Annotated in this window: 24 protein-coding genes; 11 read left to right on the top strand and 13 right to left on the bottom strand. The window is 38.6% G+C overall.

The annotated features are described in order from the left end of the window. The first annotated feature begins 67 nt into the window (after nucleotides 1–67). On the top strand, nucleotides 68–691 hold the full coding sequence (locus HCU67_RS06365) for a thioredoxin family protein (RefSeq protein ID WP_246865710.1): 624 nt from the start codon (nucleotides 68–70) through the stop codon (nucleotides 689–691). Here HCU67_RS06365 and HCU67_RS06370 read toward each other — a convergent pair. Genes HCU67_RS06370 through HCU67_RS06390 form a run of 5 tightly spaced genes read right to left on the bottom strand, consistent with a single transcriptional unit; the run spans nucleotide 674 to nucleotide 4133 of the window. Continuing rightward, nucleotides 674–1393, bottom strand: a complete 720-nt coding sequence (locus tag HCU67_RS06370; protein ID WP_168551730.1) for a hypothetical protein — start codon at nucleotides 1391–1393, stop codon at nucleotides 674–676. The two genes, HCU67_RS06365 and HCU67_RS06370, sit on opposite strands and share 18 nt — an antisense overlap. Nucleotides 1394–1452: 59 nt before the next feature. After that, a complete protein-coding gene (gene truB / locus HCU67_RS06375; protein ID WP_168551731.1) occupies nucleotides 1453–2148 on the bottom strand; it encodes a tRNA pseudouridine(55) synthase TruB in 696 nt (231 codons plus the stop codon). Between the two features lie 32 nt (nucleotides 2149–2180). Further along, on the bottom strand, nucleotides 2181–2981 hold the full coding sequence (locus tag HCU67_RS06380; protein ID WP_168551732.1) for an undecaprenyl-diphosphate phosphatase: 801 nt from the start codon (nucleotides 2979–2981) through the stop codon (nucleotides 2181–2183). A gap of 1 nt (nucleotide 2982) precedes the next feature. Next, nucleotides 2983–3246 (bottom strand): DUF3098 domain-containing protein, encoded by a 264-nt coding sequence (locus HCU67_RS06385; protein ID WP_168551733.1) that lies wholly within the window; start codon nucleotides 3244–3246, stop codon nucleotides 2983–2985. An 8-nt stretch (nucleotides 3247–3254) separates the two neighbouring features. Beyond that, on the bottom strand, nucleotides 3255–4133 hold the full coding sequence (locus HCU67_RS06390; RefSeq protein WP_168551734.1) for a cell division protein FtsX: 879 nt from the start codon (nucleotides 4131–4133) through the stop codon (nucleotides 3255–3257). Between the two features lie 87 nt (nucleotides 4134–4220). Between HCU67_RS06390 and leuS the strand changes: the two genes are divergently transcribed. The 6 genes from leuS (at nucleotide 4221) to HCU67_RS06420 (ending at nucleotide 11028) form a co-directional block, all read left to right on the top strand. Then, nucleotides 4221–7019 (top strand): leucine--tRNA ligase, encoded by a 2799-nt coding sequence (leuS, locus tag HCU67_RS06395; protein WP_168551735.1) that lies wholly within the window; start codon nucleotides 4221–4223, stop codon nucleotides 7017–7019. Between the two features lie 93 nt (nucleotides 7020–7112). Then, a complete protein-coding gene (locus HCU67_RS06400) occupies nucleotides 7113–7367 on the top strand; it encodes a SemiSWEET family sugar transporter (protein ID WP_168551736.1) in 255 nt (84 codons plus the stop codon). A 165-nt stretch (nucleotides 7368–7532) separates the two neighbouring features. After that, nucleotides 7533–8636 (top strand): alanine dehydrogenase, encoded by a 1104-nt coding sequence (gene ald / locus HCU67_RS06405; protein ID WP_168551737.1) that lies wholly within the window; start codon nucleotides 7533–7535, stop codon nucleotides 8634–8636. Nucleotides 8637–8796: 160 nt separating this feature from the next. Further along, on the top strand, nucleotides 8797–9492 hold the full coding sequence (locus HCU67_RS06410) for a zinc metallopeptidase (RefSeq protein WP_168551738.1): 696 nt from the start codon (nucleotides 8797–8799) through the stop codon (nucleotides 9490–9492). A gap of 63 nt (nucleotides 9493–9555) precedes the next feature. Next, on the top strand, nucleotides 9556–10134 hold the full coding sequence (locus HCU67_RS06415; RefSeq protein ID WP_168551739.1) for a Crp/Fnr family transcriptional regulator: 579 nt from the start codon (nucleotides 9556–9558) through the stop codon (nucleotides 10132–10134). A gap of 72 nt (nucleotides 10135–10206) precedes the next feature. Continuing rightward, nucleotides 10207–11028, top strand: coding sequence for an oxidoreductase (locus HCU67_RS06420; protein ID WP_168551740.1), 822 nt, complete (start codon nucleotides 10207–10209; stop codon nucleotides 11026–11028). Here HCU67_RS06420 and HCU67_RS06425 read toward each other — a convergent pair. The 5 genes from HCU67_RS06425 to HCU67_RS06445 all read right to left on the bottom strand — a co-directional run bounded on the left by HCU67_RS06425 (nucleotide 11025) and on the right by HCU67_RS06445 (nucleotide 14873). Continuing rightward, nucleotides 11025–11945 carry a lipid A-modifier LpxR family protein gene (locus HCU67_RS06425; protein WP_168551741.1) on the bottom strand — a complete coding sequence of 307 codons (921 nt, stop codon included), beginning with the start codon at nucleotides 11943–11945 and terminating at the stop codon, nucleotides 11025–11027. The two genes, HCU67_RS06420 and HCU67_RS06425, sit on opposite strands and share 4 nt — an antisense overlap. A 46-nt stretch (nucleotides 11946–11991) precedes the next feature. Next, the gene (locus tag HCU67_RS06430; protein WP_168551742.1) at nucleotides 11992–12513 is read right to left on the bottom strand and encodes a ferritin; all 522 of its coding nucleotides are present in this window, start codon (nucleotides 12511–12513) and stop codon (nucleotides 11992–11994) included. 109 nt (nucleotides 12514–12622) lie between these two features. Further along, complete coding sequence (locus HCU67_RS06435; RefSeq protein ID WP_168551743.1) at nucleotides 12623–12943, bottom strand: hypothetical protein; 321 nt, start codon at nucleotides 12941–12943, stop codon at nucleotides 12623–12625. 36 nt (nucleotides 12944–12979) lie between these two features. Next, the gene (locus tag HCU67_RS06440) at nucleotides 12980–13450 is read right to left on the bottom strand and encodes an Lrp/AsnC ligand binding domain-containing protein (RefSeq protein WP_168551744.1); all 471 of its coding nucleotides are present in this window, start codon (nucleotides 13448–13450) and stop codon (nucleotides 12980–12982) included. Nucleotides 13451–13499: 49 nt separating this feature from the next. Continuing rightward, entirely contained in the window at nucleotides 13500–14873 is a 1374-nt protein-coding gene (locus HCU67_RS06445; protein ID WP_168551745.1) for a saccharopine dehydrogenase family protein, read from the bottom strand. 79 nt (nucleotides 14874–14952) lie between these two features. Here HCU67_RS06445 and HCU67_RS06450 point away from each other — a divergent pair, with 79 nt between their 5' ends. Both HCU67_RS06450 and pckA read left to right on the top strand, forming a co-directional pair. After that, complete coding sequence (locus HCU67_RS06450; RefSeq protein WP_168551746.1) at nucleotides 14953–15336, top strand: DUF423 domain-containing protein; 384 nt, start codon at nucleotides 14953–14955, stop codon at nucleotides 15334–15336. Nucleotides 15337–15408: 72 nt separating this feature from the next. Then, complete coding sequence (gene pckA / locus HCU67_RS06455; RefSeq protein WP_168551747.1) at nucleotides 15409–17025, top strand: phosphoenolpyruvate carboxykinase (ATP); 1617 nt, start codon at nucleotides 15409–15411, stop codon at nucleotides 17023–17025. 48 nt (nucleotides 17026–17073) lie between these two features. Here pckA and HCU67_RS06460 read toward each other — a convergent pair whose 3' ends face one another. Genes HCU67_RS06460 through HCU67_RS06470 form a run of 3 tightly spaced genes read right to left on the bottom strand, consistent with a single transcriptional unit; the run spans nucleotide 17074 to nucleotide 20133 of the window. Then, complete coding sequence (locus HCU67_RS06460; RefSeq protein ID WP_168551748.1) at nucleotides 17074–17817, bottom strand: uroporphyrinogen-III synthase; 744 nt, start codon at nucleotides 17815–17817, stop codon at nucleotides 17074–17076. A gap of 5 nt (nucleotides 17818–17822) precedes the next feature. Next, nucleotides 17823–18479, bottom strand: coding sequence for a DUF4271 domain-containing protein (locus HCU67_RS06465; RefSeq protein WP_168551749.1), 657 nt, complete (start codon nucleotides 18477–18479; stop codon nucleotides 17823–17825). After that, the gene (locus HCU67_RS06470) at nucleotides 18466–20133 is read right to left on the bottom strand and encodes an ArnT family glycosyltransferase (RefSeq protein WP_168551750.1); all 1668 of its coding nucleotides are present in this window, start codon (nucleotides 20131–20133) and stop codon (nucleotides 18466–18468) included. Before HCU67_RS06470 ends, HCU67_RS06465 begins: the two co-directional genes overlap by 14 nt. 106 nt (nucleotides 20134–20239) lie before the next feature. On the opposite strand from HCU67_RS06470, the gene HCU67_RS06475 reads away from it, so the two are divergent. Beyond that, the gene (locus tag HCU67_RS06475; protein WP_168551751.1) at nucleotides 20240–20971 is read left to right on the top strand and encodes a glycosyltransferase; all 732 of its coding nucleotides are present in this window, start codon (nucleotides 20240–20242) and stop codon (nucleotides 20969–20971) included. Then, on the top strand, nucleotides 20971–22305 hold the full coding sequence (locus HCU67_RS06480; protein ID WP_168551752.1) for a dihydroorotase: 1335 nt from the start codon (nucleotides 20971–20973) through the stop codon (nucleotides 22303–22305). Before HCU67_RS06475 ends, HCU67_RS06480 begins: the two co-directional genes overlap by 1 nt.

Consider the following 22305-nt stretch of genomic DNA (forward strand, 5'->3'; position numbering starts at 1 on the left):
CGTTCTTATCGAGAAAATGTAAGTTTTTCAAAAAAATGCTACCAATAGGCAAATGGGAGATATAGCTATGAAAAATACCACTGAGACTGATACCATTGAATTGATAAATAGGGCTGTTGCAACGAGCCAGTCCTATCATGAGTATCGAAAGATGGTGACGCAGTATGCAGCGGAAGGTAAAACTACTGGTCCTGAACAGAGCGATTCGTATATCGAGTATACGCAATTGAATAATCGACGTATGAATCGCTGGGACAAAACCCTAAAATTTTCTGAGGAAGTTTCTCAAAAAATAAGGGCTGTTGACTCTCAGCTCATATTTTTAGTATTGACGGAAAGTTGGTGTGGCGATGCTGCACCGAGTGTGCCCGTTATGAACAAGATTGCGGAACTCAATCCGAATATAGAGTTAAGAGTGGCCCTTCGGGATAAAAACTTGGAGCTAACGGATGAATTTTTGACCAATGGAGCTAGATCCATACCGAAACTGATTCTAATTAATAAAGAAACAAACGAAGTCTTGGGTGATTGGGGACCTCGACCAGAACCAGCATCACAATTAGTTCAAGAATACAAAGCGAAGCATGGAAAACTTACTCCAGAATTTCGTCAGGATCTTCAAGTTTGGTACAATAAGGATAAAGGTCAAAATATTGCCGCAGAATTGGGGGCACTACTTGCGTTGAAATAGATAGGTAATCGTACCAATTTGCTTTTGACGTGATGAGGAATTGAAAACCGCTCGTCTGGCATATTCCAATGCATTGTCAACCAAACATCCATTTGTGGTGGTAGAACTTTTTTCATTGAAGTTTGCTTCTATTACATCACCAAGTTGATTTACTTCGATATTAATGACAACCTTGCCACCCTCTATACAAGTGTAGATAGGGGGTGGAATATCATAGGCATTTCGGTCTTTAAGGGAAAAAGAGATCGTCGTTCTCTTTTCTGCCAAATTATTGGTGAATTCTTTTTTATCGGCTTCGCGCTCACCCAAGAGTTTTTTCTTTTCTTCCCTTTTCTCGGCAAGTTCCTTTAAGTTGGCTTGAAAACCATTGTCCGAACTCAAAAAATCCTTTTGATTGTTGAGCTCCCTTTCTTCCATTAGTTCCTCCAATGTCTTAAGGGGTTCCGGATTGCCGAATGAGGACTTCACTGTTTCATTAAAAGCCCTATGCGTTGCAATAGGGTCGCTATTCTCAGCCAATTCTTCTAGCCGTTCCTCTTCTTCCTTAAGTATTTCCTCAATATCCTCATCAGTTAAGCTCATCTCAATAACATATTCAGGTGCTTGTTTAGAACCCAAATGAATGTTATAGGCCAATAATACCACGTTTGCCATGGTAAATATGGTAATTAAGAGAGATAACTGCTTGCGGGTCAAGTTCATGGTTATTAATAACCTAATTTTTAATCAAATATTTTGCACATAGGTCGCAATTATAGTCGTTAAGAATGCTGTAGTCTTTCTTTGAATAACTCAGGGCCTATGCTTTTATCTACGCTGTAATCACCGATTTTGGTTCTTCTGAGTGAGCTGAGATGTGCTCCGGAATCCAGAGCGCTACCAAAGTCATTTGCCAATGACCGAATATAGGTTCCTTTACTACAACTGATGCGAAAATGGATATCTAACATATCGATTTTGGTTATTTCAAATTCGTATATCGATATTTTTCGGCTCTTAAGTTTGACTTCCTCTCCTTTTCTAGCTAATTCGTAAGCACGTTTGCCATCTTTTTTGACTGCTGAGAAAATAGGAGGAACTTGTTCTATTTCACCCAAAAACTGTCTTGTTGTTTTACGAATTAATTCCTCAGTAATATGCTCGGTTGGAAAAATGGCATCCACATCGGTCTCTAAATCATAAGATGGGGTAGTAGCACCTAAAGTGAACGTACCGGTGTATTCTTTTTTCTGCCCCTGTAAATCAGGAATTTTCTTTGTGAATTTTCCCGTACAAATCAACAACAGGCCTGTTGCTAGAGGGTCAAGTGTACCTGCATGGCCAATTTTAAATTTTTTACCGAGATCGAATTGTTTTCGAATGGCCCATTTGAGTTTATTGACTGCTTGAAAAGAAGTCCAGTGTAGAGGTTTGTCAATCAATAGAATCTGTCCTTCAAGAAAGTCTTCTTTTGTCATTGAATTAAAGATTGGACAGTTTTTCTCTTCGATTAAGGTGTTCCCCAAAAACTCCATCCTATGGCGACAAGTCCGACCAAAAGACAGTACACGGCAAAATAGGTTAGCTTGCTTTTACGAACCAATTGTATCATCCAAGTACAGGCAGCCAGTCCCGCAACAAAAGCTGCGATGAAACCGGCACCTATAGCTACTGCTTGATTTCCTTGAAATACCAAATCGCCACTTAGAAGATCTTTACCAATTTTACCTAAAATCAACGGCACAACCATCAAAAAAGAGAATCGTGCTGATTTTGTCTTATCAACGCCCAGAAGTACAGAGGTTGAGATGGTTGCCCCACTTCTTGAAATGCCCGGAAGCATTGCGATAGCTTGTGCTATTCCGATAACAAAAGCATTGGAAAATGATACGCTCTTTAAGGTGCTTTTCGCTTTATCTGCCAAATAGAGCAATACTGCGGTCACAATGAGCATAAAACCAACAAATTGCACGTTACCCCCAAAAAAGGATTCCAATTGTTCCTCGAAGAGTATTCCTATCAATGCGGCAGGAATCATCGAAATAATGATTTTGAGAGAAAACTTTGTTTGTTCATTCCATTTAAACTGGAACAGACCTCGTAAAATTTCCCAAACATCTTTCCAAAAGACCACTAAGGTGCTCAAAGCTGTTGCAAAATGTAGGATAACCGTGAACAATAAACTTTCTTCGGGTAACGAACTATCGCCCAGAATTGCTTTTGCCAACTCTAAGTGCCCACTGGAAGAAACAGGAAGAAATTCGGTCAACCCTTGAATTATACCAAGGATTATAGCATCAATAAGTTCCAAATTAATTATGCTTTTTGTTAGGATTCAATAAGATGGCGTATATCTGAATTCCTAGTCCAATTAGAACTAATGTTGGAGCCAATCGTATTCTTCTAAAACTGTAGATTTCTGGGTTGAACACATTGGGGTCATCACTGGCGCCCCCACTCATTAAAATGAACCCAAGGGCTATGCAAATCAGACCAATGAACAAAAAGATATAGTTCTTTCTTTTAAAGATGAACTGTTTTTCTGGTTCTTTTTCTTTTACTTTCTTCTTACCCATGTTATTCTTTAATAATACAAGTCGTTCGTACGTAGGTTTAAAAACCGCTGCGTGGCAAAATAGGTGCTAATGTAAGAAATTAGAATGCCCAAAAGGAAAACTCCCAGGAAAAGCCCAATTAACGTTGGATAATCTTGGAATAAATTGAGTTCCGGAAAATTACTATTGATGTAATAAAGAACTACCCCTAGTGCCAAAAGTGCGACAATGGCACCCAGCATACCCAAGCGTATGTTGGTCCAAATAAAGGGCCGTCTTATGAATTTTTTTGTTGCCCCTACCATTTGCATAGTCTTGATTATAAATCGTTTGGAATATATTGATAATCTAATTGAACTATTGATAAGCAATACTGCTATAAAGGTGAAAATACCACTAGCAATTAGTATCCATAAGCTAATTCGTTTGACGTTATCATTAAGCAAGGAAATAAGTGGCTCGTCATAACTTACTTCGTCAACGTAACTTTTTGTTGCAAGATTTTCCGCAATTTCAGCTACTTGCTCAGGTGAGACAAAATCTGCCTTTAAATTGACGTCTATTGAGTTTTTTAGAGGATTGTAACCTAGAAACTCTTGAAAATTCTCACCAATATCTTCGCTGTACTGTTCGGCCGCATCTTCTTTTGAAATATATGTAGCAGTTTTGGTGTGCTCAGCTAGGGCAAGACTTTTTTGTAATTGGTCGATTTCTATAGGTTTGGCAGTATCTTTTAAAAATACAGATAAGGTAATCTGTTCTTTAAAGTGGTCAGCCAGCTTTTTGGTATTCAAGACCAATAGACCCAAAATGCCCAGTAGAAAAAGTACCAAAGCGATACTTAAGGCAACTGAAAAGTAGGACGAAATCAACCTGCGTTTTTGGTATCGTTCTATGTATTTGGCCATAGGCTTAAATAGTGGTGTAAAAATAGAAAAGTAAATCGGTATTGTAACGATAAGCCCTATTTTTGCCGATTGAAACCTTAGATTACAATGCACTACGACTTTCAACGGATTGAAAAGAAATGGCAGGATTATTGGGCCAAAAACCAAACTTTTAAGGCAGAAAATAATTCCGAAAAGCCAAAATATTACGTTTTGTCAATGTTTCCTTACCCTTCAGGGGCGGGATTACATGTAGGTCATCCACTGGGGTATATAGCTGGTGATATTTACGCCAGATACAAAAGACACAAAGGTTTCAACGTGCTGCATCCAATGGGGTATGACTCATTTGGCTTACCCGCAGAACAATATGCTATTCAAACAGGTCAGCATCCCGCAATCACCACCGAAGCGAATATTAAAAGGTATCGTGAACAGTTGGACCAAATTGGGTTTTCTTTTGACTGGAGTCGTGAGGTGCGTACCTCAAATCCGGATTACTACAAATGGACGCAGTGGGTGTTTATTCAATTATACAATTCATGGTATAATAAGGATACCAATAAGGCAGAGTCCATTACATCATTGGTCGGGTCTTTTGAGCTAGAGGGAAATACAAAAATCAATGGTGTTTGTGATGATGACACTCCTTCTTTTTCCGCTAATGATTGGAATGCTTTTTCAGATAAAGAGCGACAAGAAATTCTTTTAAAATACCGATTAACCTATTTGGCAGATGCGGAAGTTAATTGGTGCCCTGCATTAGGAACCGTACTTGCCAATGATGAAATAGTAAATGGAGTTTCAGAACGAGGTGGCCATCCTGTGATTCGAAAGAAGATGACCCAATGGATGATGCGTATTACCGCTTACGCCCAACGACTTTTGGAGGGATTGAATACCATTGATTGGCCACAACCTTTAAAGGATTCGCAAACCAACTGGATTGGTAGGAGTGAAGGGGCATCCGTAATATTTGGGGTAAAGGACCATGATGAAAAAATAGAGGTGTTCACCACTCGCCCAGATACGATTTTTGGAGTGTCCTTTATGACCTTGGCACCAGAACATCCATTGGTTGAAAAGATTACGACTTCAGAAATGAAAGCTGAAGTAAACGCATATGTTGAAGCTACTTCAAAACGCTCGGAACGAGATCGTATGGCCGATGTAAAAACCATTTCGGGTGTCTTTACAGGAGCCTATGCCGAACATCCGTTCACTAAAGCGCCAGTTCCAATTTGGATTGGTGATTACGTTTTGGCTAGTTATGGTACCGGTGCTGTTATGGCCGTACCCTGTGGGGACCAGCGCGATTATGATTTTGCCAAGCATTACGAAATCGACATACCTAATATTTTTGAGGGAATCGATATTTCTGAAGAAGCTTTTGCCGATAAGGCCAATACGGTTATAGCAAACTCTGATTTTCTAAACGGATTGAGTTATAAGGACGCTGTTCGGAAAGCCATCGACGAATTGGAAAAAATTGGTCAGGGTCAAGGAAAGATAAACTATCGGTTGCGAGACGCGGTATTCAGTAGACAGCGTTATTGGGGGGAACCATTTCCGGTTTATTATGTTGATGGAATGCCCCAAATGATTGATTTGGAACACTTACCCTTGCAATTGCCAGAGGTAGAGAAATACCTTCCCACTGAAACTGGAGAGCCGCCGTTGGGTAATGCTACGAATTGGGCTTGGGATTCGAAAGGCAACAAAGTGGTCTCCAATGATTTGATTGATAATGAACAAATTTTCCCATTGGAGTTAAATACGATGCCTGGTTGGGCGGGGAGCTCGCAATACTTTAATCGATATATGGACCCGCACAATGACAAGGCCATTTATGCGGAGGGTGCCATAAACTACTGGGAAGATGTTGACTTATATATTGGGGGTAGTGAACACGCTACAGGTCATTTGCTATATTCGAGATTTTGGCAACAGTTTTTGTTTGATATGGGTATTGCTCCAAAACCAGAATATGCCAAAAAATTAATCAATCAAGGAATGATCACAGGGACAAGTGCCTTTGTATATAAGGATATTGAAGAGAATATTGTCTACTCAAAATCATTGGCTGTAAATAAGAATATTAACCCGATTCACGCTGATGTTTCGTTGGTTAATGCATCTGATGAGCTCGATATAAATGGCTTCAAAAAATGGCGCCCTGATTTGGCTGAGGCCGAATTTATTTTGGAAGACGGGAAGTACATTGTTGGAAGGGAAATCGAAAAGATGTCCAAATCAAAATACAATGTGGTGAACCCCGATAATATTTGTGAAGAGTATGGGGCAGATTCTTTACGATTGTATGAAATGTTCTTAGGGCCGTTAGAGCAATCCAAACCATGGAATACAGCTGGTATTACGGGTGTACATGGATTCTTAAAGAAGCTCTGGAAACTTTATGTAACCATTGACGATTCACAGCCAAGTCCAGATAATTTAAAAACCCTGCACAAAACCATAAAGAAGGTCGAAGAAGATATTGAGAACTTTAGCTTCAATACGTCGGTCTCGACCTTTATGATTTGTGTAAATGAACTTACTGCTCAAAAATGTAAGAGCAAATCAATTATGGAACCCTTGGCTATTTTGGTTTCGCCTTATGCGCCACATATCGCTGAAGAACTTTGGGAAAAAATTGGAAACGTAGCATCTATAGCCAACGCACCATTCCCAAAATTCGATGCTAAATATTTGGTGGAAAGTAGCAAAGAGTATCCGATATCCTTTAATGGTAAAATGCGTTTTAAAATTGAGTTGCCAGCTGATTTGGACAAAGGTGGTATTGAAGAAGCCGTCATGGCCCATGAACTTACTGCTAAATATCTCGAAGGTCGCATACCAAAAAAAGTGATTGTGGTTCCTGGTAAGATTGTGAATATTGTGGGTTAGGTTAGCCCAAATTGGTTTTTTATACGCTGAGCCTGTCAGCGTACTTTTAATCGTCATACTTTGCTCCCCCTTATGACCAATGAATAGCATCCTATGCCAAAAATTGAAATCCTTGGCCTTGTTGCCGCATTACTGACCACAACTTCCTTTATTCCGCAAGTGTATAAAGCATGGAAGGAGAAATCCACCAAAGACATTTCATTGAGCATGTATCTCATATTTCTTGCAGGCCTTATTCTTTGGGCTATCTACGGATTTGCCATCGGCAGTTTAAGTGTTATGGTGGCAAATGGTGTTACCATACTGTTGGTCATTGCTATTTTGGTGGCGAAATTTAAGTTTAAATAGGCTATTTCATCAAAATATTTAATATTTTTAAATGTACCCCCTAAAAAAAAGGGGTATAATTTTTAAAAAGTGTTTTTTATCGATTATACCCCTACATTTTATCGAGTATATTAATCATAATGTTATTTTTGACTCATATTTGAACCGTAATCAAAAACAAACGAAATGATTGTAGGTGTTCCTAAAGAGATTAAGAATAACGAGAGCCGAGTTGGAATGACACCAGCTGGTGTTTACGAGTTGGTAAAAAACAACCACAAAGTTTATGTGCAATCAACTGCGGGTGAAGGAAGTGGTTTCTTTGATAAAGACTACGAGCAGGTTGGTGCCGAAATCTTGGAATCTATAGAAGAGGTGTATGCAAAAAGTGAAATGATCGTAAAGGTCAAGGAACCTATTGCTAAAGAATATGGGTTGATTAAAGAGGGCCAAATAGTATTCACCTATTTTCATTTCGCCTCAAGTGAGCCTTTGACTAAGGCCATGATTGAGAGTAAATCTATTTGTATCGCTTATGAAACCGTTGAAGATGAGGATGGAACCCTGCCGCTTTTGACACCAATGTCTGAGGTTGCGGGCAGAATGGCCGTTCAGCAAGGCGCAAAATATTTGGAAAAACCGGCCAAGGGTCGCGGCGTGTTACTTGGGGGAGTACCAGGCGTGGCTCCGGGCAAGGTTTTAGTGCTCGGTGCTGGTGTTGTGGGAATTCAAGCAGCGAAAATGGCCGCAGGTCTTGGTGCACATGTAACAATTATGGATGTTAATATGAAACGTCTTCGTTATGTTAATGATGTGATGCCAAACCATGTGGTTACCGATTTCTCTACAGAATTCAGTATTCGAAAACATATAAAAAACCATGACCTGATTATAGGTGGCGTTTTACTAAAAGGCAAAAAAGCCCCAAACCTTATTACTCGTGATATGCTCAAAGAAATGCGTCCGGGTACGGTCATTGTTGATGTAGCAGTTGATCAAGGTGGATGTGTGGAGACAACAAAGGCCACAACACACGAAGATCCTGTATTTATTATAGATGATGTAGTTCATTATTGTGTCGCCAATATGCCAGGTGCAGTGCCTTATACCTCAACAATTGCATTGACTAATGTAACGTTGCCCTATGTTTTGAAATTGGCAAATAACGGCTGGCAAGCTGCTTGTCGTTCCGATAGATCACTTGAGAAAGGATTAAATGTTGTGGAAGGGAAAGTGGTTTATAAAGAAATTATCGAGGCTTTTGATTGGAATGAGCCCGTATTGATTTAGGAGATTCAGTTTAGTTTTATAGTTAATTCAGTTATTTAATTTACCCATGGTTCGCCATGGGTTTTTTATTGACTTTTTGTCAGTAAACTAATGGTAATAAGGTATGGCGAGATTTTTGCTTTTGAGTTAATATCTTTATGAAACTAAAATTGAAGAAATTATGATGGGATATTATATATTAATTGGTGCTATTGCCTTAGTGAGTTGGTTGGTTAGTTCCCAATTAAAACGAAAGTTCAATCACTATTCAAAGGTACATTTGCAAAATGGAATGAGTGGTGCCGAGATAGCTCAAAAAATGCTCGACGATCATGGTATTCGAGATGTACAGGTTATTTCTACTCCCGGCCGGTTGACGGATCACTACAATCCAAAAAACAAAACGGTAAACCTTAGTGAGGCTGTTTATAGTCAACGCAATGCTGCTGCTGCTGCGGTTGCAGCCCATGAAGTAGGCCATGCTGTGCAACATGCGCAGGCTTATGAATGGCTGACCATGCGCTCCAAATTAGTACCAGTGGTAAGCGTAACTTCAAGTATGTCAACTTGGGTCGTATTTGGTGGTTTAGCACTAGGCGCTGCCGCTGGAGTAGGTCTTGGTTATTGGATCGCCGTGGCGGGATTGGTAATGATGGCTTTTGCAACAGCCTTTAGCTTGGTTACGCTTCCTGTTGAGTACGATGCCAGTAAACGAGCATTGGTATGGCTAAAACAAAAAAACATGGTGACCCAACAAGAGTACAAAGGCTCTGAAGATGCACTTAAGTGGGCAGCGAGAACCTATTTGGTTGCCGCTATTGGTTCAATTGCTACCTTACTTTATTGGGCATTACAAGTGTTTGGCGGTAGGGATTAATATCCAAAAAACGTTAAAAATTTAGCCTGCTCAACTTTGAGTGGGCTTTTTTATTTTTAATCAATGGAAGTCAACGAGTACCTATATGCAAATATTGAGCGCTATGTCAAAATGACCCAGCAAGAAAAAGAAAGACTTGCCGAGGTTGTTGAGGTAGAAGAAATTTCCCGTAAAGAAAAGTTAGATGTTCCAGGACAGGTTTGCCGCTATCGAAATTACATCGTGAAAGGTGCTTTTCGTTCATATTTATTGGATTCTAGTGGAAAAGAGCATACAGTGCAATTGGCAATGGATGATTGGTTCGTGAGTGATTTTTATAGCTATGTTACCCAGAAACCCGCTACCCTTTTCGTTGAAGCTTTAGAGGACTCATTGATTCTGCGTATGCACTACGACAGAATTGAAACATTATGTAAAGAAATTCACTCGCTAAGTGAGTATTTTAGAGTTTCTACTGAAAAGGCATTTGCCTATTCCAGAAATAGGGCGTTATCTGCAACAAGTATGTCCGCTGAAGAACGTTATCAAGAGTTATATGCAATGTATCCTAAATTATTCCAAAAGATTCCGCAGAAATATATTGCCTCTTATTTGGGAATGACCCCTGAATTTTTGAGCAAGGTCCGTAAACGCTCTCATTGATATTTTCTTGAACTAGTTCAATTTTTTTCAAAACCTTCGAATTTACTTTTGAATCAAATTAAGGATATTCAAATGGAAAAGAAGGTTTGGTTTATTACAGGAATTTCAAGTGGACTGGGAGAAGCAATTGCAAACAAGGTTATGGAATCGGGTGATTTCGTAATCGGTACATTTAGAAAACAGGAACAGGTTCAGGCTTTTAACGGTAAGAATTCCGGAAAGGGTAGGGCTGTATTATTGGATGTGACTGATTACGCGACCATGGAAAAATTGGTTTCAGAAATAGCGGCCATTGACGTTCTTGTGAACAATGCCGGAATGGGCTTTGTTGGTGCTATCGAAGAAAGTAGTCTAAAGGAGGTCAGAGCAGTCTTTGAGGCCAATTTTTTTGGCGTACTCAAACTCACACAATTGGTCTTGCCGAAAATGAGGGCTCAAAGTAGCGGTCATATCGTACAAATTTCATCACATGGTGGCTTTAAGGCATTTGCAGGTTTTGGCATTTATAATGCGAGTAAGTTTGCCTTGGAAGGTTTCAGCGAAGCATTGGCACAAGAAGTACAACCCCTAGGTATTAAGACCATAATCGTAGAACCTGGGCCGTTCAGAACAAACTTCGCCGCTTCAGGCCTTGGTGAAGCGAAAAACATCATTGATGATTACAACCAAACAGCAGGCAATTTTAGAAATAGATTAAAGGGGGTGAACGGAAAACAAGAAGGACATCCGGAAAAGGCAGCTCTGGCAATTATTAATGCTGTAAATTCTGAAAACAATACATTGCGTTTGCCATTGGGCAAGATTCCCTTATCGACCATGAAAATGAAGTTGGACAGTGTTTTGAATGATTTGGAAGCAAATCGAAAAATAGCTGAAGCAGCTGTTTTTGATTAAAAACTAAGCGCATAGCTAAGTTGAAAATAAATATGGTTTCTAGCTTCAGGAGTTTCTTTTGAGTTATAACGAACACCAACCTTATAGTCATTTCGGTCAAAACGGTGATTAAAATCAAAACCCAATCGTAAAAGGGAATTCTCAATTTCTCCAAGAACGGGAGAATCATCACTAAATCCATTCCCTTCAATAAGACCATTCCAAAATACTTGGCGATATCCGAATCGAAGTGAAAAATAGATTTCACGCTCATTGCTCCCTATTCGGTTGTAGGCAATGCTTTGACCGATTGAATTTCTCCTACCGAAGAATAAAATTGCCTCAGATTCCGCGAATACATCCCGAGATCCCACCGCTATAGTTGGGTTTAATGCAATTCTAACACCAAAAGGATTTGGAGCTATGGTCCATTCTTTGACATATGAACCATATAGGTTCAGATGAAAGGAATCATTCAATTCTTGAATCCATAAAGGGCCATCTGAAATGGCAATCGTTCTATGGTACCAACGTTGAAAACCACCTGCTCCGGAGTTGGGTCCTGCAATACCTAATAATAAATCAGTTGAAAAAAGTTGTTTGCCTTTTGCAATCGACCATGAGGTTCTAAGTCCTAAGAAGCCCGCATAAGGCCTATCAAATTCATCTGGATTCGTAGATTGGGTTTGTGCTGGGGTATATACTTCTTGACCCAATTGAAAATCCAATTGTTCATTTTCAGTAAAGAAGCCTTTGCCAAGTTTTTTTCTGTAGATAAGGTAAAGTCCAGAAGAATAATAACGATCGGTCAAAGTGAAAAAGTCATTATCATGACGCAATTCAAATTGTGTAGAAAGAGAATCAGTCGGATATGTTCGTTGGCCGATACATAATGTACTCGTAACAAAAAGCAAAAAAAGAAGGCAGCCTTTTACCATTATGCAATGATATAAAAAGCTGCCTTTAAAATGTATGTTTTTAGGGTTACCCTTCTATCCAGTCCCCAACTTTATCATCGATCATTTGTCTACCAACACCTTCCATGCCTGTTATCTCAATCATATCAAGAATATCTCTGATGGTGTTTTCTTCTTCAACCTGCTCAAGGATAAACCAATCTAAAAAACGCTCGGTAGTGATATCCACTGATTCACGAGCTTTCTTAACGATATTTTTAATGGATTCGGTCACCTTAATTTCATGGTTTAAGGCCGATTCAAAAATATCCTTGATAGAAGAAAATTCATGGTTAATTCCTGAAATTTCCGGAGAAATCGGATTACCGCCAGTGTCAACCAAAAAATGAAAGATTTTCATCATGTGTTCGCGCTCTTCTTCAGATTGCTTAAAGAAGAATTTAGCACTTGTAAAAAATCCATTTTGTTCACACCAAGAGGCCATTGCCAAATAAGAGGCAGAAGCATGAGCCTCCATTTTTATTTGTCCGTTGAGTAAATCCATTGACTCAACTTGTATGCTTAATTGTTGTCTTGCAACGTCGTTCATAGCTTAATAAATTTTATTTATCAAAATTACGAAATCTATAGATATTCTAGTGGGGCCTAACTAATTTATAGTTGGTTTTAGACTGGTTAAAAATAACAGTATTAATGCTTTAGATTGCAAGTGATATAGGACTCTGAGATAGCCCCATCGAGATAAATGCATTTTGTAATAACTGCTTTAAATCGACTAATTCAGCTGTAGAAACCAAAAACAGGTGTTGGTGATTGCAAACGGTAAGAATTTTGAAATCATGAGGGTTGGATTCATCATAGAACAAAGAATCCAGTTCAATAGTGTTAAGTTTTTGTCGAAGGGCCAGTAACTGACAAAAAGAAAGACGAACCCTTTTCTCTTGAAAATCTAGGTAGAAGCAACGCTCTTCGGTTGCTTCTCGCAATGCATAATATCGTGTGCTTTCCAACAAAAACATTGAGGCAAATATAATGCTTATTTAGACTCAATCAAGTTAAATTTTCAACTGACGGTCAATCTGTTGGTCCAATGAAATAAAGGTTTCTGTTCGCGAAACACCTTCAATTTGCTGAATTTTCTTGTTAAGTACATGCATTAAATGCTCATTATCCTTGCACAAGACCTTAATAAGTATTGACCAATTACCTGTGGTATAATGGCATTCCAAGACCTCCGGAATTTTTTCCAGTGCTGCCACTGCTTGCGGATTGCTCATTGCACGATCTAAGAATATTCCGATATAGGCTAGTGTGGTGTAACCCAAAATTCTTGGGTTGAGCACGAATTTAGAGCCGGCCAATAAGCCAGAATTTTCTAATTTTCGTAGTCTTTGATGAATCGCAGCTCCTGAGATACCAATATTTCTTGCAATTTCAAGTATGGGCCTTCTGGCATCTTCCATTAAGAACCTCAATATTCTTTTATCGATACCATCGATTTTCAAATTAGAATTAGATGATTTCATCTTTAAAACTTTCAATTTGAAAGTAAAGATATAATAAGGCTTTCAGATATTAACCAGCAATCGAATCCGGATTATAACCTAGATAGGGTACTTGAAATTCATTGAATTTGATACCGTATTCTTTGAGTTCGCCTAAAATTGGTTCATAAATTTCTTTTGTTATTGGTATCTGCACACCGGGAGCTTTGATTTTACCATTAAGGATGTTCAAACTAGCTATTGCAACGGGTAAACCGACCGTTTTTGACATTGCAGTGTGTGTTTTATTCTCCCCGAGCACAACAACGTTGGCATCCAACTGCTTTTTAACACCATCCAATTCATAACCGAACTTATGATACATTACGATCATATCTTTTTCATCATCGCCAAGCGTCCAGCTATTTTCGAGGATAAATTGTAAAGCTTGGGCCGGGGTTGCCCCCTCAATTAGGATGGTTTTTTCAGAGGAAAATATATCCAGTTCTTCCAATTTACCCCACATAATATCATCTTGATCAATTTTGAGATAATGGCGAAGTTTGAGTTCAACCGAATCTGTTGGGGAATAAGGTAGAAATAGGTTAACAAAGTCGCGATACGACATGCCCATCGAATTTTCTATACTGTAGCTATCATCGGTCATTCCCAATTGTACAAACATGTTCCAAGCTTTGGAAAAGCCTACGCGACGCATAGTTCCCCGATAAAGTGTCAAGACATTTTGAAGACCATAAGCTTCTCGATACCAAAGGGAATCGCGGTTTGCATAAGCTTCAAACCTCCCGTATCCCTCAATATCCAAGAATTCAGTCCTGCGGAACAATTTGTGATATGGAATATACTTGTACGTGCCCTCTTGAATAAATTTAGCAGCCCCACCTTGGCCGGCTACAACAACATTTCTCGGATTCCAAGTGAATTTATAATTCCAGAGATTGTTGTCGTCTTGAGGCGCTACCAATCCCCCTGTAAACGATTCGAACAATAGCAATTTGCCGCCCTTTGCACGAATTCGATCAATAACTTCCATGGCGCTCATGTGGTCAAGACCAGGATCAAGACCTATCTCATTCATGAATACAAGTCCTGCATTTTTGACTTGGGCATCCATCTTTTTTAGGTCCTCGCTAACGTAAGAAGCCGTTACCAAGTGCTTTTTATTTAGCAGGCAATCCTGTGCTACTTTGCCATGCATTCTTGCTGGAAGCATTGAAACAACAATATCAGCATTTGCAATATGAGAAGTCCTTGATGATTCATCACTTATATCTAGATGGACCACCGTACAATTCTCATGGTTTTTTAGTCGTTCCGGAATATTTTCAGGATTCAGGTCGGCAATAATTAATCGTAGGTTTTCTTTGATGGATTGATCTAAAAAGTAATCCATCAAATGAGCAGTGGATTTACCAGCACCGATAACTAAAATTTTTCTAGGCATAGGTTTAGTTTACTTTTGTAAAACGAAATTCTAAAGTATCAAATTGTTATATTTTTTAATTATTTAACTTAAAAAAGTTATGAATAAAACAATTTTAGTAACAGGGCTAGTATTCGGACTCTTAGCTGTCGTAATTGGAGCTTTTGGCGCCCATGGACTGAAAAAAGTTCTATCACCGGAAGAACTGAACACTTTTGAAACAGGGGTGAAATACCAAATGTACCATGCCCTTTTCTTGATATTCTTAAGTTTACTCACAGTGGCGGGCGATGGCACCAAAAGATGGGTGTTTTACTTAATAACCCTCGGAGTGCTATTGTTCTCTTTCTCAATTTATCTTTTGGCAACTAATAGTTTGACAAGTTTTGATTTCAGAAAAATTGGATTTGTAACACCAATTGGTGGAACTTTGCTAATTTTTGGTTGGGGACTTCTCCTTTTTCGCATTTTAACCAAAAATTGAATCTGAACAGCAATATTTTCAAGGCCGAGGGGTTATAATTTTTTAGTTTTGCACTCAAATAAACAATCTTTTATGAGTAATTCCACCGCAATTACGAAAACGATTTCGCTTACGAACTACGGAATCAAACACAACAACATTAAATATCAACTTACGCCTGACGAATTACATCAGATAACAATTGATAACGAATTAGGGGTGGCCTCTTCCTTGGGGGCGCTTGCCGTAAATACGGGCGAGTTCACTGGTCGCTCCCCGAGGGATCGTTTTATTGTGAAAGATGAAGTCACAAAAGACAAAATTTGGTGGGGAGACATCAATATTCCTTTTGAACCTCAATCCTTTGATAAGTTATATGACAAGGTCATTTCTTACTTAAACGAAAAGGAGCTATTCGTTCGAGATGCGTACGCATGTGCTGATCCATTGTACAAGATGAATATTCGGGTAATCAATGAATACCCTTGGTCAAATATGTTCTCTTACAATATGTTCTTGCGGCCTACAGAAGAGGAACTTCAATCTTTTGACCCAGAATGGACGGTAGTCAATGCTCCCGGATTCATGGCGGATGCCAAAATCGATGGTACTCGTCAGCATAATTTTGCTATTTTGAATTTCACCAGAAAAATAGCATTGGTAGGAGGTACCGGATATACCGGTGAAATCAAAAAAGGTATTTTTTCAGCTTTAAATTTTATTCTACCGACTTTTAAAAATGTTTTGCCAATGCATTGCTCCGCTAACATTGGTGAAGACGGCGACACTGCAATATTTTTTGGGTTATCGGGAACAGGGAAAACGACGCTGTCGACCGACCCAAACAGAAAGCTTATTGGGGATGATGAGCACGGTTGGACTCCTGAGAATTCGGTTTTCAATTTTGAAGGAGGGTGTTATGCAAAAGTTATCAATCTATCTTCTGAAAAAGAGCCTGAAATTTATGGAGCCATTAAAAAAGGTGCCATATTAGAAAATGTGATTATGGACGATGCCGGAAACGTAGATTTTGGTGATACTTCCATCACCCAAAATACAAGGGTTAGTTATCCAATTTATCATATTGAAAATATTCAACAGCCCTCAATCGGTAAGAATGTCAAAAACATTTTCTTTTTAACGGCTGATGCTTTTGGGGTTTTACCTCCCATATCAAAATTAACCCCGGCCCAAGCAGCATATCATTTCATCTCTGGTTATACTGCAAAAGTTGCTGGAACCGAGGCAGGCGTAGTAGAACCACAACCTTCGTTTTCTGCTTGTTTTGGAGCACCATTTATGCCTTTGCACCCAACGGTTTATGCTGAGATGTTAAGTAAAAAAATGCAAGAATCCGGGGTGGATGTGTGGCTCATCAATACAGGTTGGACAGGCGGTCCTTATGGAGTTGGTAAACGAATGGAACTAAAATACACTCGTGCTATGATAAGTGCCGCACTAAGTGGGGAGTTGGGATTGTATAATTATGATAACTACCATATTCATTCGGTATTTGGTGTTGCGCAGCCTAGGGAATGTCCCGGTGTGCCTACATCTGTTTTGAGTCCCAGAACAACATGGAATGATGATGAGGCCTATTACACCACGGCATTTAAATTGACAAATGCATTTCGGGAGAACTTTAAAAAGTTTGAGAATTACGCCAGCGAGGAGATTCGTCGCGGTGGTCCACAACGTTATGCTTTCTAATAAAAAAGGCCCGATATTAAATCGGGCCTTTTTTTATCTAATTATTTTTTACTTGTTGGCGTCAGAGATATATTTCTGTAACGCCATGGTCATTGATGGCGTCTCAGGTGTAGGAGCCTTTATATCTATTCTAAGGCCTGCATCGGTTGCTGCTTTTACAGTGCTGTTACCGAATACTGCAATTCGAGTATTGTTTTGCTCGAAATCAGGAAAGTTCTGCAACAATGACTCGATTCCTGAAGGGCTAAAGAAAACCAATACATCATAATATACATTTCTCAGATCCGAGAGATCACTTATGACGGTCTTGTAAAAAATTCCTCTGGTCCAATCCACTTTTAATTCATCGAGTGTTTTTGGCACGTCGGCTTTCAACACATCTGATGATGGCAATAGAAATTTTTCGTCTTTGTATTTTTTGAACATTGGAGTCAAATCGCCGAATAGGCGCTTTCCAACATAAATTTTACGTTTGCGATAGACAACATATTTCTGCAAATAGTAGGCAACAGCTTCTGATTGGCAGAAATATTTCATGCTGTCAGGTACTTTAAATCGCATCTCTTCGGCAAGTCGAAAAAAGTGATCTACTGAATTTCGGCTTGTGAGAATTATTGCAGTAAAATTCTTAAGGTCAATTTTCTGCTCACGCACTTCTTTTGCGGCAACGCCCTCAACATGAATGAACGGGCGAAAATCAACTTTTACCTTCTCTTTTTCAATAAGCCGTGAATAAGGGGAGTTCTCCATCTTCGGTTCTGGCTGCGAGACCAAAATCGTCTTTACTTTCATATGCTTCAACCTTTTAGATAGCTTGCAAAAATAACTAGGGGTGCAATTTCAAGTGCGCAAAGGTACAAAATAAAATACATAAAGCGGTTTTGTATTATATTTTGATTCACATTGATCAGGGAGTAAATACAGCTGATATTAATGAGGATTATGAGGGCCAGTGCGAGGTATATTATCGATTTCGAATCAGGGAAAATATATGCGAGAAAAATATTGGCAATACAAGCTACAAAAGCACTATAATTAAAATAAGACTGCTTATTGAACATCAATTCTAAGATTTTCCCCTGAATATCAAAAATGAATCCCGCACATAGCTGGAGCACCATTTTAGAAAAAAGATATAATCCTAACCCAAACCCGAATAGAAGATAAACTTCCAAAAACTGAAATTCATCTTTTTCAGTGAAAGCTTTGGCAACCAAGTGTGCAAAAACAGAAAAATTCAATAATTGAAATAACAGATTACCGAAATGGAACCAGGAGCGCATTCGTCCTTTCTTGCTGTAAATGGTGACATATTTATTATTTATCGGTAAAATCATATAATTCGCGAATCGGGTTCGGTAAAAGAATCGAACAATGGTTATCATGATAAGCGAAAGAACCAATAGCAAGGTAATGGCATCAATTGAATTTAGATTTCGGCTAATTGCTTCCATTGAACTTATAAGGACTACTGTTTATTCCAGGATAAATTCCGTTTTCAAGAATTCCGAATCTAATATATTTCATTTCAGGTTTTTTAGGTTTGGGAATTTTTGTCTTTAGCAATAAGGTATCCTTGGAGGGGATAGAACTTTTCAAACTTGAATAGTCAACCACCAATGGCTCGCTTTCACGCATTTGTTTATAGGCATTCATAAAACCTATGTAGAATTTCAGTTCTTGAATTTGGATATCAAACGAATAAGGATTGAATACTTTAATTTTAACCTGATCTCCCGCTGCAACCCCATCCTCTTCCAAAAAGCATTTTAGTTTTCGATAACTTTTGAAGTCGTCAATAATTTCACCATAAAAAACCGATCCGTCTTTATATTCAATTTCAAAGTCTTTTCCTTTATAATATTTTGATAGATAAGCTACTTTTTTATTTCGGATCTTATCTTCAGAGTCATCAATTGCATATTGGCTATATCTGTAGAATAGATTGTTTTGGGTATAGGAAGGATTCTGGGAATAAAAGGAAAACATTGATGGTCTTCTATATGAATTCTCAAATACTACAGGTATATCACCAACCGTATCAACAATGCGCTGGGCAAAATCTTTATTACCATGAGTTTCATAAATAACAGGAAAAAGAGGTTCATAGATTAAACCTATCCTTGCATATAACAGCAGTGCCGTGCTAACCAAGCCAAGTCTAAATACCCACTTTCTTGCCTTAATTTCTTGTAGTATGAAATTAAATGCCAATACTACCATTGGTATACAAATCACAACAACCCATTGGGTTTGCGTTCTACGATTAAAACTGGATATGAAGAAAAAGATGATGAATCCGAATACTAGAAATCGCAGTGCTTTGCTGAATTTATCTTTTTCCTTGCTTTTGAATAACGCCCAATACATGACAGGAAAAAGTAGTCCAAAAATTACGATAAGATTTAATAGGTAGCCAAGGGTAAAGCCCTCAAAGCTATAGGCTTGATTTGGCCTTTCATTCATATGAAAATTGAGTGTCACAAATTCATTGTCAAAAAGCCAAAATTGGTGTGGTGCATAACAAACCAAGGAAACGATTAAAGCTAACCAAGACAATTTGTTTTTTAATAGGATGGGGTTTGATAGTAGAACAAAGATTATTACAAGTGCAGCATGATATTTACTGTACATCATAGCTGCCATAATTATTCCGAGAACTATAGCTTTAATTGCAGTCTCTTTCTGCAGGAAACTTTTGTAGATCAATAAAAAAACTGCTGTAAAAAAAAGTAATGGGGTATCAGGTAGGGTTAAAAAGCCATACGCGTTTAATAAGGGAAGCGAAAACACCAGTAAAAAGAAGTGTGGTTGATATTCTAGTTTCTTCGGATTGTCTATGAGCAACCATAAAACCATCGCTGTACCTGCACTGAATAAACAACTGAGAAATCTAACCCCCAACTCTCCATCGAAAAAGAGGCTACCAAGTTTAATCATAAGGGCAACCATGGGCGGATGGTCAAAATAACCCCAATCCAAATCTTGGGCGTAATACCAATAATAGGCCTCGTCGTAGATGAGTTCGGTAAAAAAGCTCTGAAGAATATTCAATAAAAAAAGAACACCAAGAAATACTAAAAAGAGCTTGGGGAATTTATCTGACATGCTCCTAAAAATTTAGTGGCAAAAGTACGAAAGTCCTTTGCTTAGTTGGTTAATTCTGTGAATGCATAACCAAAAGTGTGTATTTTTATGCTCTTAAATTTTCCCTGTGTCCGACGGTCTAGTAATCATACCTACTTACAACGAAATTGAGAATATTGAGGCCATGATTAGGACGATTTTGGACCTCAATAAGAACTTTCACATTTTAGTTGTTGATGATAATTCACCAGACGGTACCGCGAAGGTTGTAAAAGAATTACAATCAGAATTTTCCAATAAACTGCATCTACAGGTTCGACAGAAAAAATCAGGTTTGGGTAAAGCTTACATTCACGGTTTTAAATGGGCACTAGAACGTAATTACGATTATGTTTTCGAAATAGACGCGGATTTTTCACATAAACCAGGAGATTTGGTCAGGTTGCACAGAGCCTGTCTTAATGGGGCAGATGTTGCAGTGGGATCTCGCTATAAAAAAGGTGTCAATGTTGTTAATTGGCCTTTAAATAGAATTTTGTTGTCCTATGGAGCCTCATGGTATGTAAAGTTGATCACCGGAATGCGTGTTCATGATCCTACAGCTGGTTTCATTTGCTATCGAAGGGAAGTACTGGAAAGCATAGATTTAGATGCAATCCGATTTATTGGTTACGCCTTTCAAATAGAAATGAAGTTTAGGGCGTATCTCAAAAAATTTAAAATAGAAGAGGTTCCCATTATTTTCACAGATCGATTGAATGGTGAATCAAAAATGAGTTCAGGAATTATTTGGGAAGCAATTTTTGGGGTTATTGGTATGAAGTTTAGAAGTATTTTCGACAAAAAGAATTTCAATTGATGGCAAACACCTTGTTGAAAAACGCCAAATTGGTAAATGAAAATGAAATTAAAGTACAAGATGTACTGATTTCAGGGGAGTATATTGATCGAATTGATACTGATATTTCAGATGATAGTGCAACGGTAATTGATTTTGATGGAAATTATTTATTGCCCGGTGTAATCGATGACCAGGTACATTTTAGAGAACCAGGGCTCACGCATAAAGGAACCATTGCAACGGAAAGCAGGGCGGCGCTTGCAGGCGGCATAACCAGCTTTATGGAACAGCCTAATACCAATCCGCAATCCACAACAATTCAAAAACTTGAAGCCAAATTCTCATCGGCTTCCCAGACCTCCTATGCCAATTATTCATTTCTTTTTGGAGGTACCAATGACAATTTGGAGGAATTAAAAAGACTTGATCCAAAGAGCTGTTCTGGTGTAAAGTTGTTTTTAGGTTCTTCAACAGGAAATATGTTGGTTGACGATGAGAAAGTACTTGAAGCTATTTTCAGTAATACTGAAATGGTCATATCGACACATTGTGAGGATGAAACAACAATAAGAGAAAATTTAGCGAACTATAAAGAACGTTTTGGCGACGATATACCTATTCAATACCATCCAATTATTCGTAGTGAAGAGGCATGTTACCTTTCTTCGTCAAAAGCGATTGCACTGGCAAAGAAGACAGGCGCTCGATTGCATGTTTTTCACGTTTCAACAGGTAAGGAAACAGAGTTGTTCAGAAATGACATCCCTCTTTCTGAAAAGAAGATAACCGCTGAGGTATGTATTCACCATCTTTGGTTTTCAGATATTGATTATGAAAGTAAAGGGACTCTCATTAAATGGAATCCTGCGGTCAAAACCCAAACTGATAGGGCGAAACTTTGGGATGCACTTTTGGATGACCGATTTGATGTAATAGCAACAGACCACGCGCCCCATACATTGGAAGAGAAAAACAACCCATATACCAAAGCCCCGTCAGGAGGCCCCTTAGTACAACATGCTTTGCCGGCAATGTTACAAAAGAGCCTTGAAGGCATTATCAACATAGAGAAGATTGTCGAGAAAATGTGTCATAACCCAGCCTTACTTTTTGATGTTAAAAAGCGTGGATTTATACGGGAAGGTTATTTTGCAGACTTGGTTGAAGTTGCACCGAATTCTAAATGGCAGGTAGAAAAGGAGAATATATTGTATAAATGCGGATGGTCGCCCTTTGAAGGCGTTTCATTTGACCATAAAATCAAGCGTACATTTTTAAACGGACACTTGGCCTACGATAGAGGCCAATATTCTGAGCAACGAGCTGCTAAAAGACTAACATTTGATAGGTGA

It is taken from the genome of Croceivirga thetidis, assembly GCF_012272815.1.
Taxonomy (GTDB): Bacteria; Bacteroidota; Bacteroidia; order Flavobacteriales; family Flavobacteriaceae; genus Croceivirga; species Croceivirga thetidis.

What these genes read in the sequence shown, in the direction of transcription:
- HCU67_RS06365 (WP_246865710.1), top strand. Translation starts at nt 68, where the DNA reads ATGAAAAATACCACTGAGACTGATACCATTGAATTGATAAATAGGGCT.
- HCU67_RS06370 (WP_168551730.1), bottom strand. Translation starts at nt 1,393, where the DNA reads ATGAACTTGACCCGCAAGCAGTTATCTCTCTTAATTACCATATTTACC.
- truB (WP_168551731.1), bottom strand. Translation starts at nt 2,148, where the DNA reads ATGACAAAAGAAGACTTTCTTGAAGGACAGATTCTATTGATTGACAAA.
- HCU67_RS06385 (WP_168551733.1), bottom strand. Translation starts at nt 3,246, where the DNA reads ATGGGTAAGAAGAAAGTAAAAGAAAAAGAACCAGAAAAACAGTTCATC.
- HCU67_RS06390 (WP_168551734.1), bottom strand. Translation starts at nt 4,133, where the DNA reads ATGGCCAAATACATAGAACGATACCAAAAACGCAGGTTGATTTCGTCC.
- leuS (WP_168551735.1), top strand. Translation starts at nt 4,221, where the DNA reads ATGCACTACGACTTTCAACGGATTGAAAAGAAATGGCAGGATTATTGG.
- HCU67_RS06400 (WP_168551736.1), top strand. Translation starts at nt 7,113, where the DNA reads ATGCCAAAAATTGAAATCCTTGGCCTTGTTGCCGCATTACTGACCACA.
- ald (WP_168551737.1), top strand. Translation starts at nt 7,533, where the DNA reads ATGATTGTAGGTGTTCCTAAAGAGATTAAGAATAACGAGAGCCGAGTT.
- HCU67_RS06410 (WP_168551738.1), top strand. Translation starts at nt 8,797, where the DNA reads ATGATGGGATATTATATATTAATTGGTGCTATTGCCTTAGTGAGTTGG.
- HCU67_RS06415 (WP_168551739.1), top strand. Translation starts at nt 9,556, where the DNA reads ATGGAAGTCAACGAGTACCTATATGCAAATATTGAGCGCTATGTCAAA.
- HCU67_RS06420 (WP_168551740.1), top strand. Translation starts at nt 10,207, where the DNA reads ATGGAAAAGAAGGTTTGGTTTATTACAGGAATTTCAAGTGGACTGGGA.
- HCU67_RS06425 (WP_168551741.1), bottom strand. Translation starts at nt 11,945, where the DNA reads ATGGTAAAAGGCTGCCTTCTTTTTTTGCTTTTTGTTACGAGTACATTA.
- HCU67_RS06430 (WP_168551742.1), bottom strand. Translation starts at nt 12,513, where the DNA reads ATGAACGACGTTGCAAGACAACAATTAAGCATACAAGTTGAGTCAATG.
- HCU67_RS06435 (WP_168551743.1), bottom strand. Translation starts at nt 12,943, where the DNA reads ATGTTTTTGTTGGAAAGCACACGATATTATGCATTGCGAGAAGCAACC.
- HCU67_RS06440 (WP_168551744.1), bottom strand. Translation starts at nt 13,450, where the DNA reads ATGAAATCATCTAATTCTAATTTGAAAATCGATGGTATCGATAAAAGA.
- HCU67_RS06445 (WP_168551745.1), bottom strand. Translation starts at nt 14,873, where the DNA reads ATGCCTAGAAAAATTTTAGTTATCGGTGCTGGTAAATCCACTGCTCAT.
- HCU67_RS06450 (WP_168551746.1), top strand. Translation starts at nt 14,953, where the DNA reads ATGAATAAAACAATTTTAGTAACAGGGCTAGTATTCGGACTCTTAGCT.
- pckA (WP_168551747.1), top strand. Translation starts at nt 15,409, where the DNA reads ATGAGTAATTCCACCGCAATTACGAAAACGATTTCGCTTACGAACTAC.
- HCU67_RS06460 (WP_168551748.1), bottom strand. Translation starts at nt 17,817, where the DNA reads ATGAAAGTAAAGACGATTTTGGTCTCGCAGCCAGAACCGAAGATGGAG.
- HCU67_RS06465 (WP_168551749.1), bottom strand. Translation starts at nt 18,479, where the DNA reads ATGGAAGCAATTAGCCGAAATCTAAATTCAATTGATGCCATTACCTTG.
- HCU67_RS06470 (WP_168551750.1), bottom strand. Translation starts at nt 20,133, where the DNA reads ATGTCAGATAAATTCCCCAAGCTCTTTTTAGTATTTCTTGGTGTTCTT.
- HCU67_RS06480 (WP_168551752.1), top strand. Translation starts at nt 20,971, where the DNA reads ATGGCAAACACCTTGTTGAAAAACGCCAAATTGGTAAATGAAAATGAA.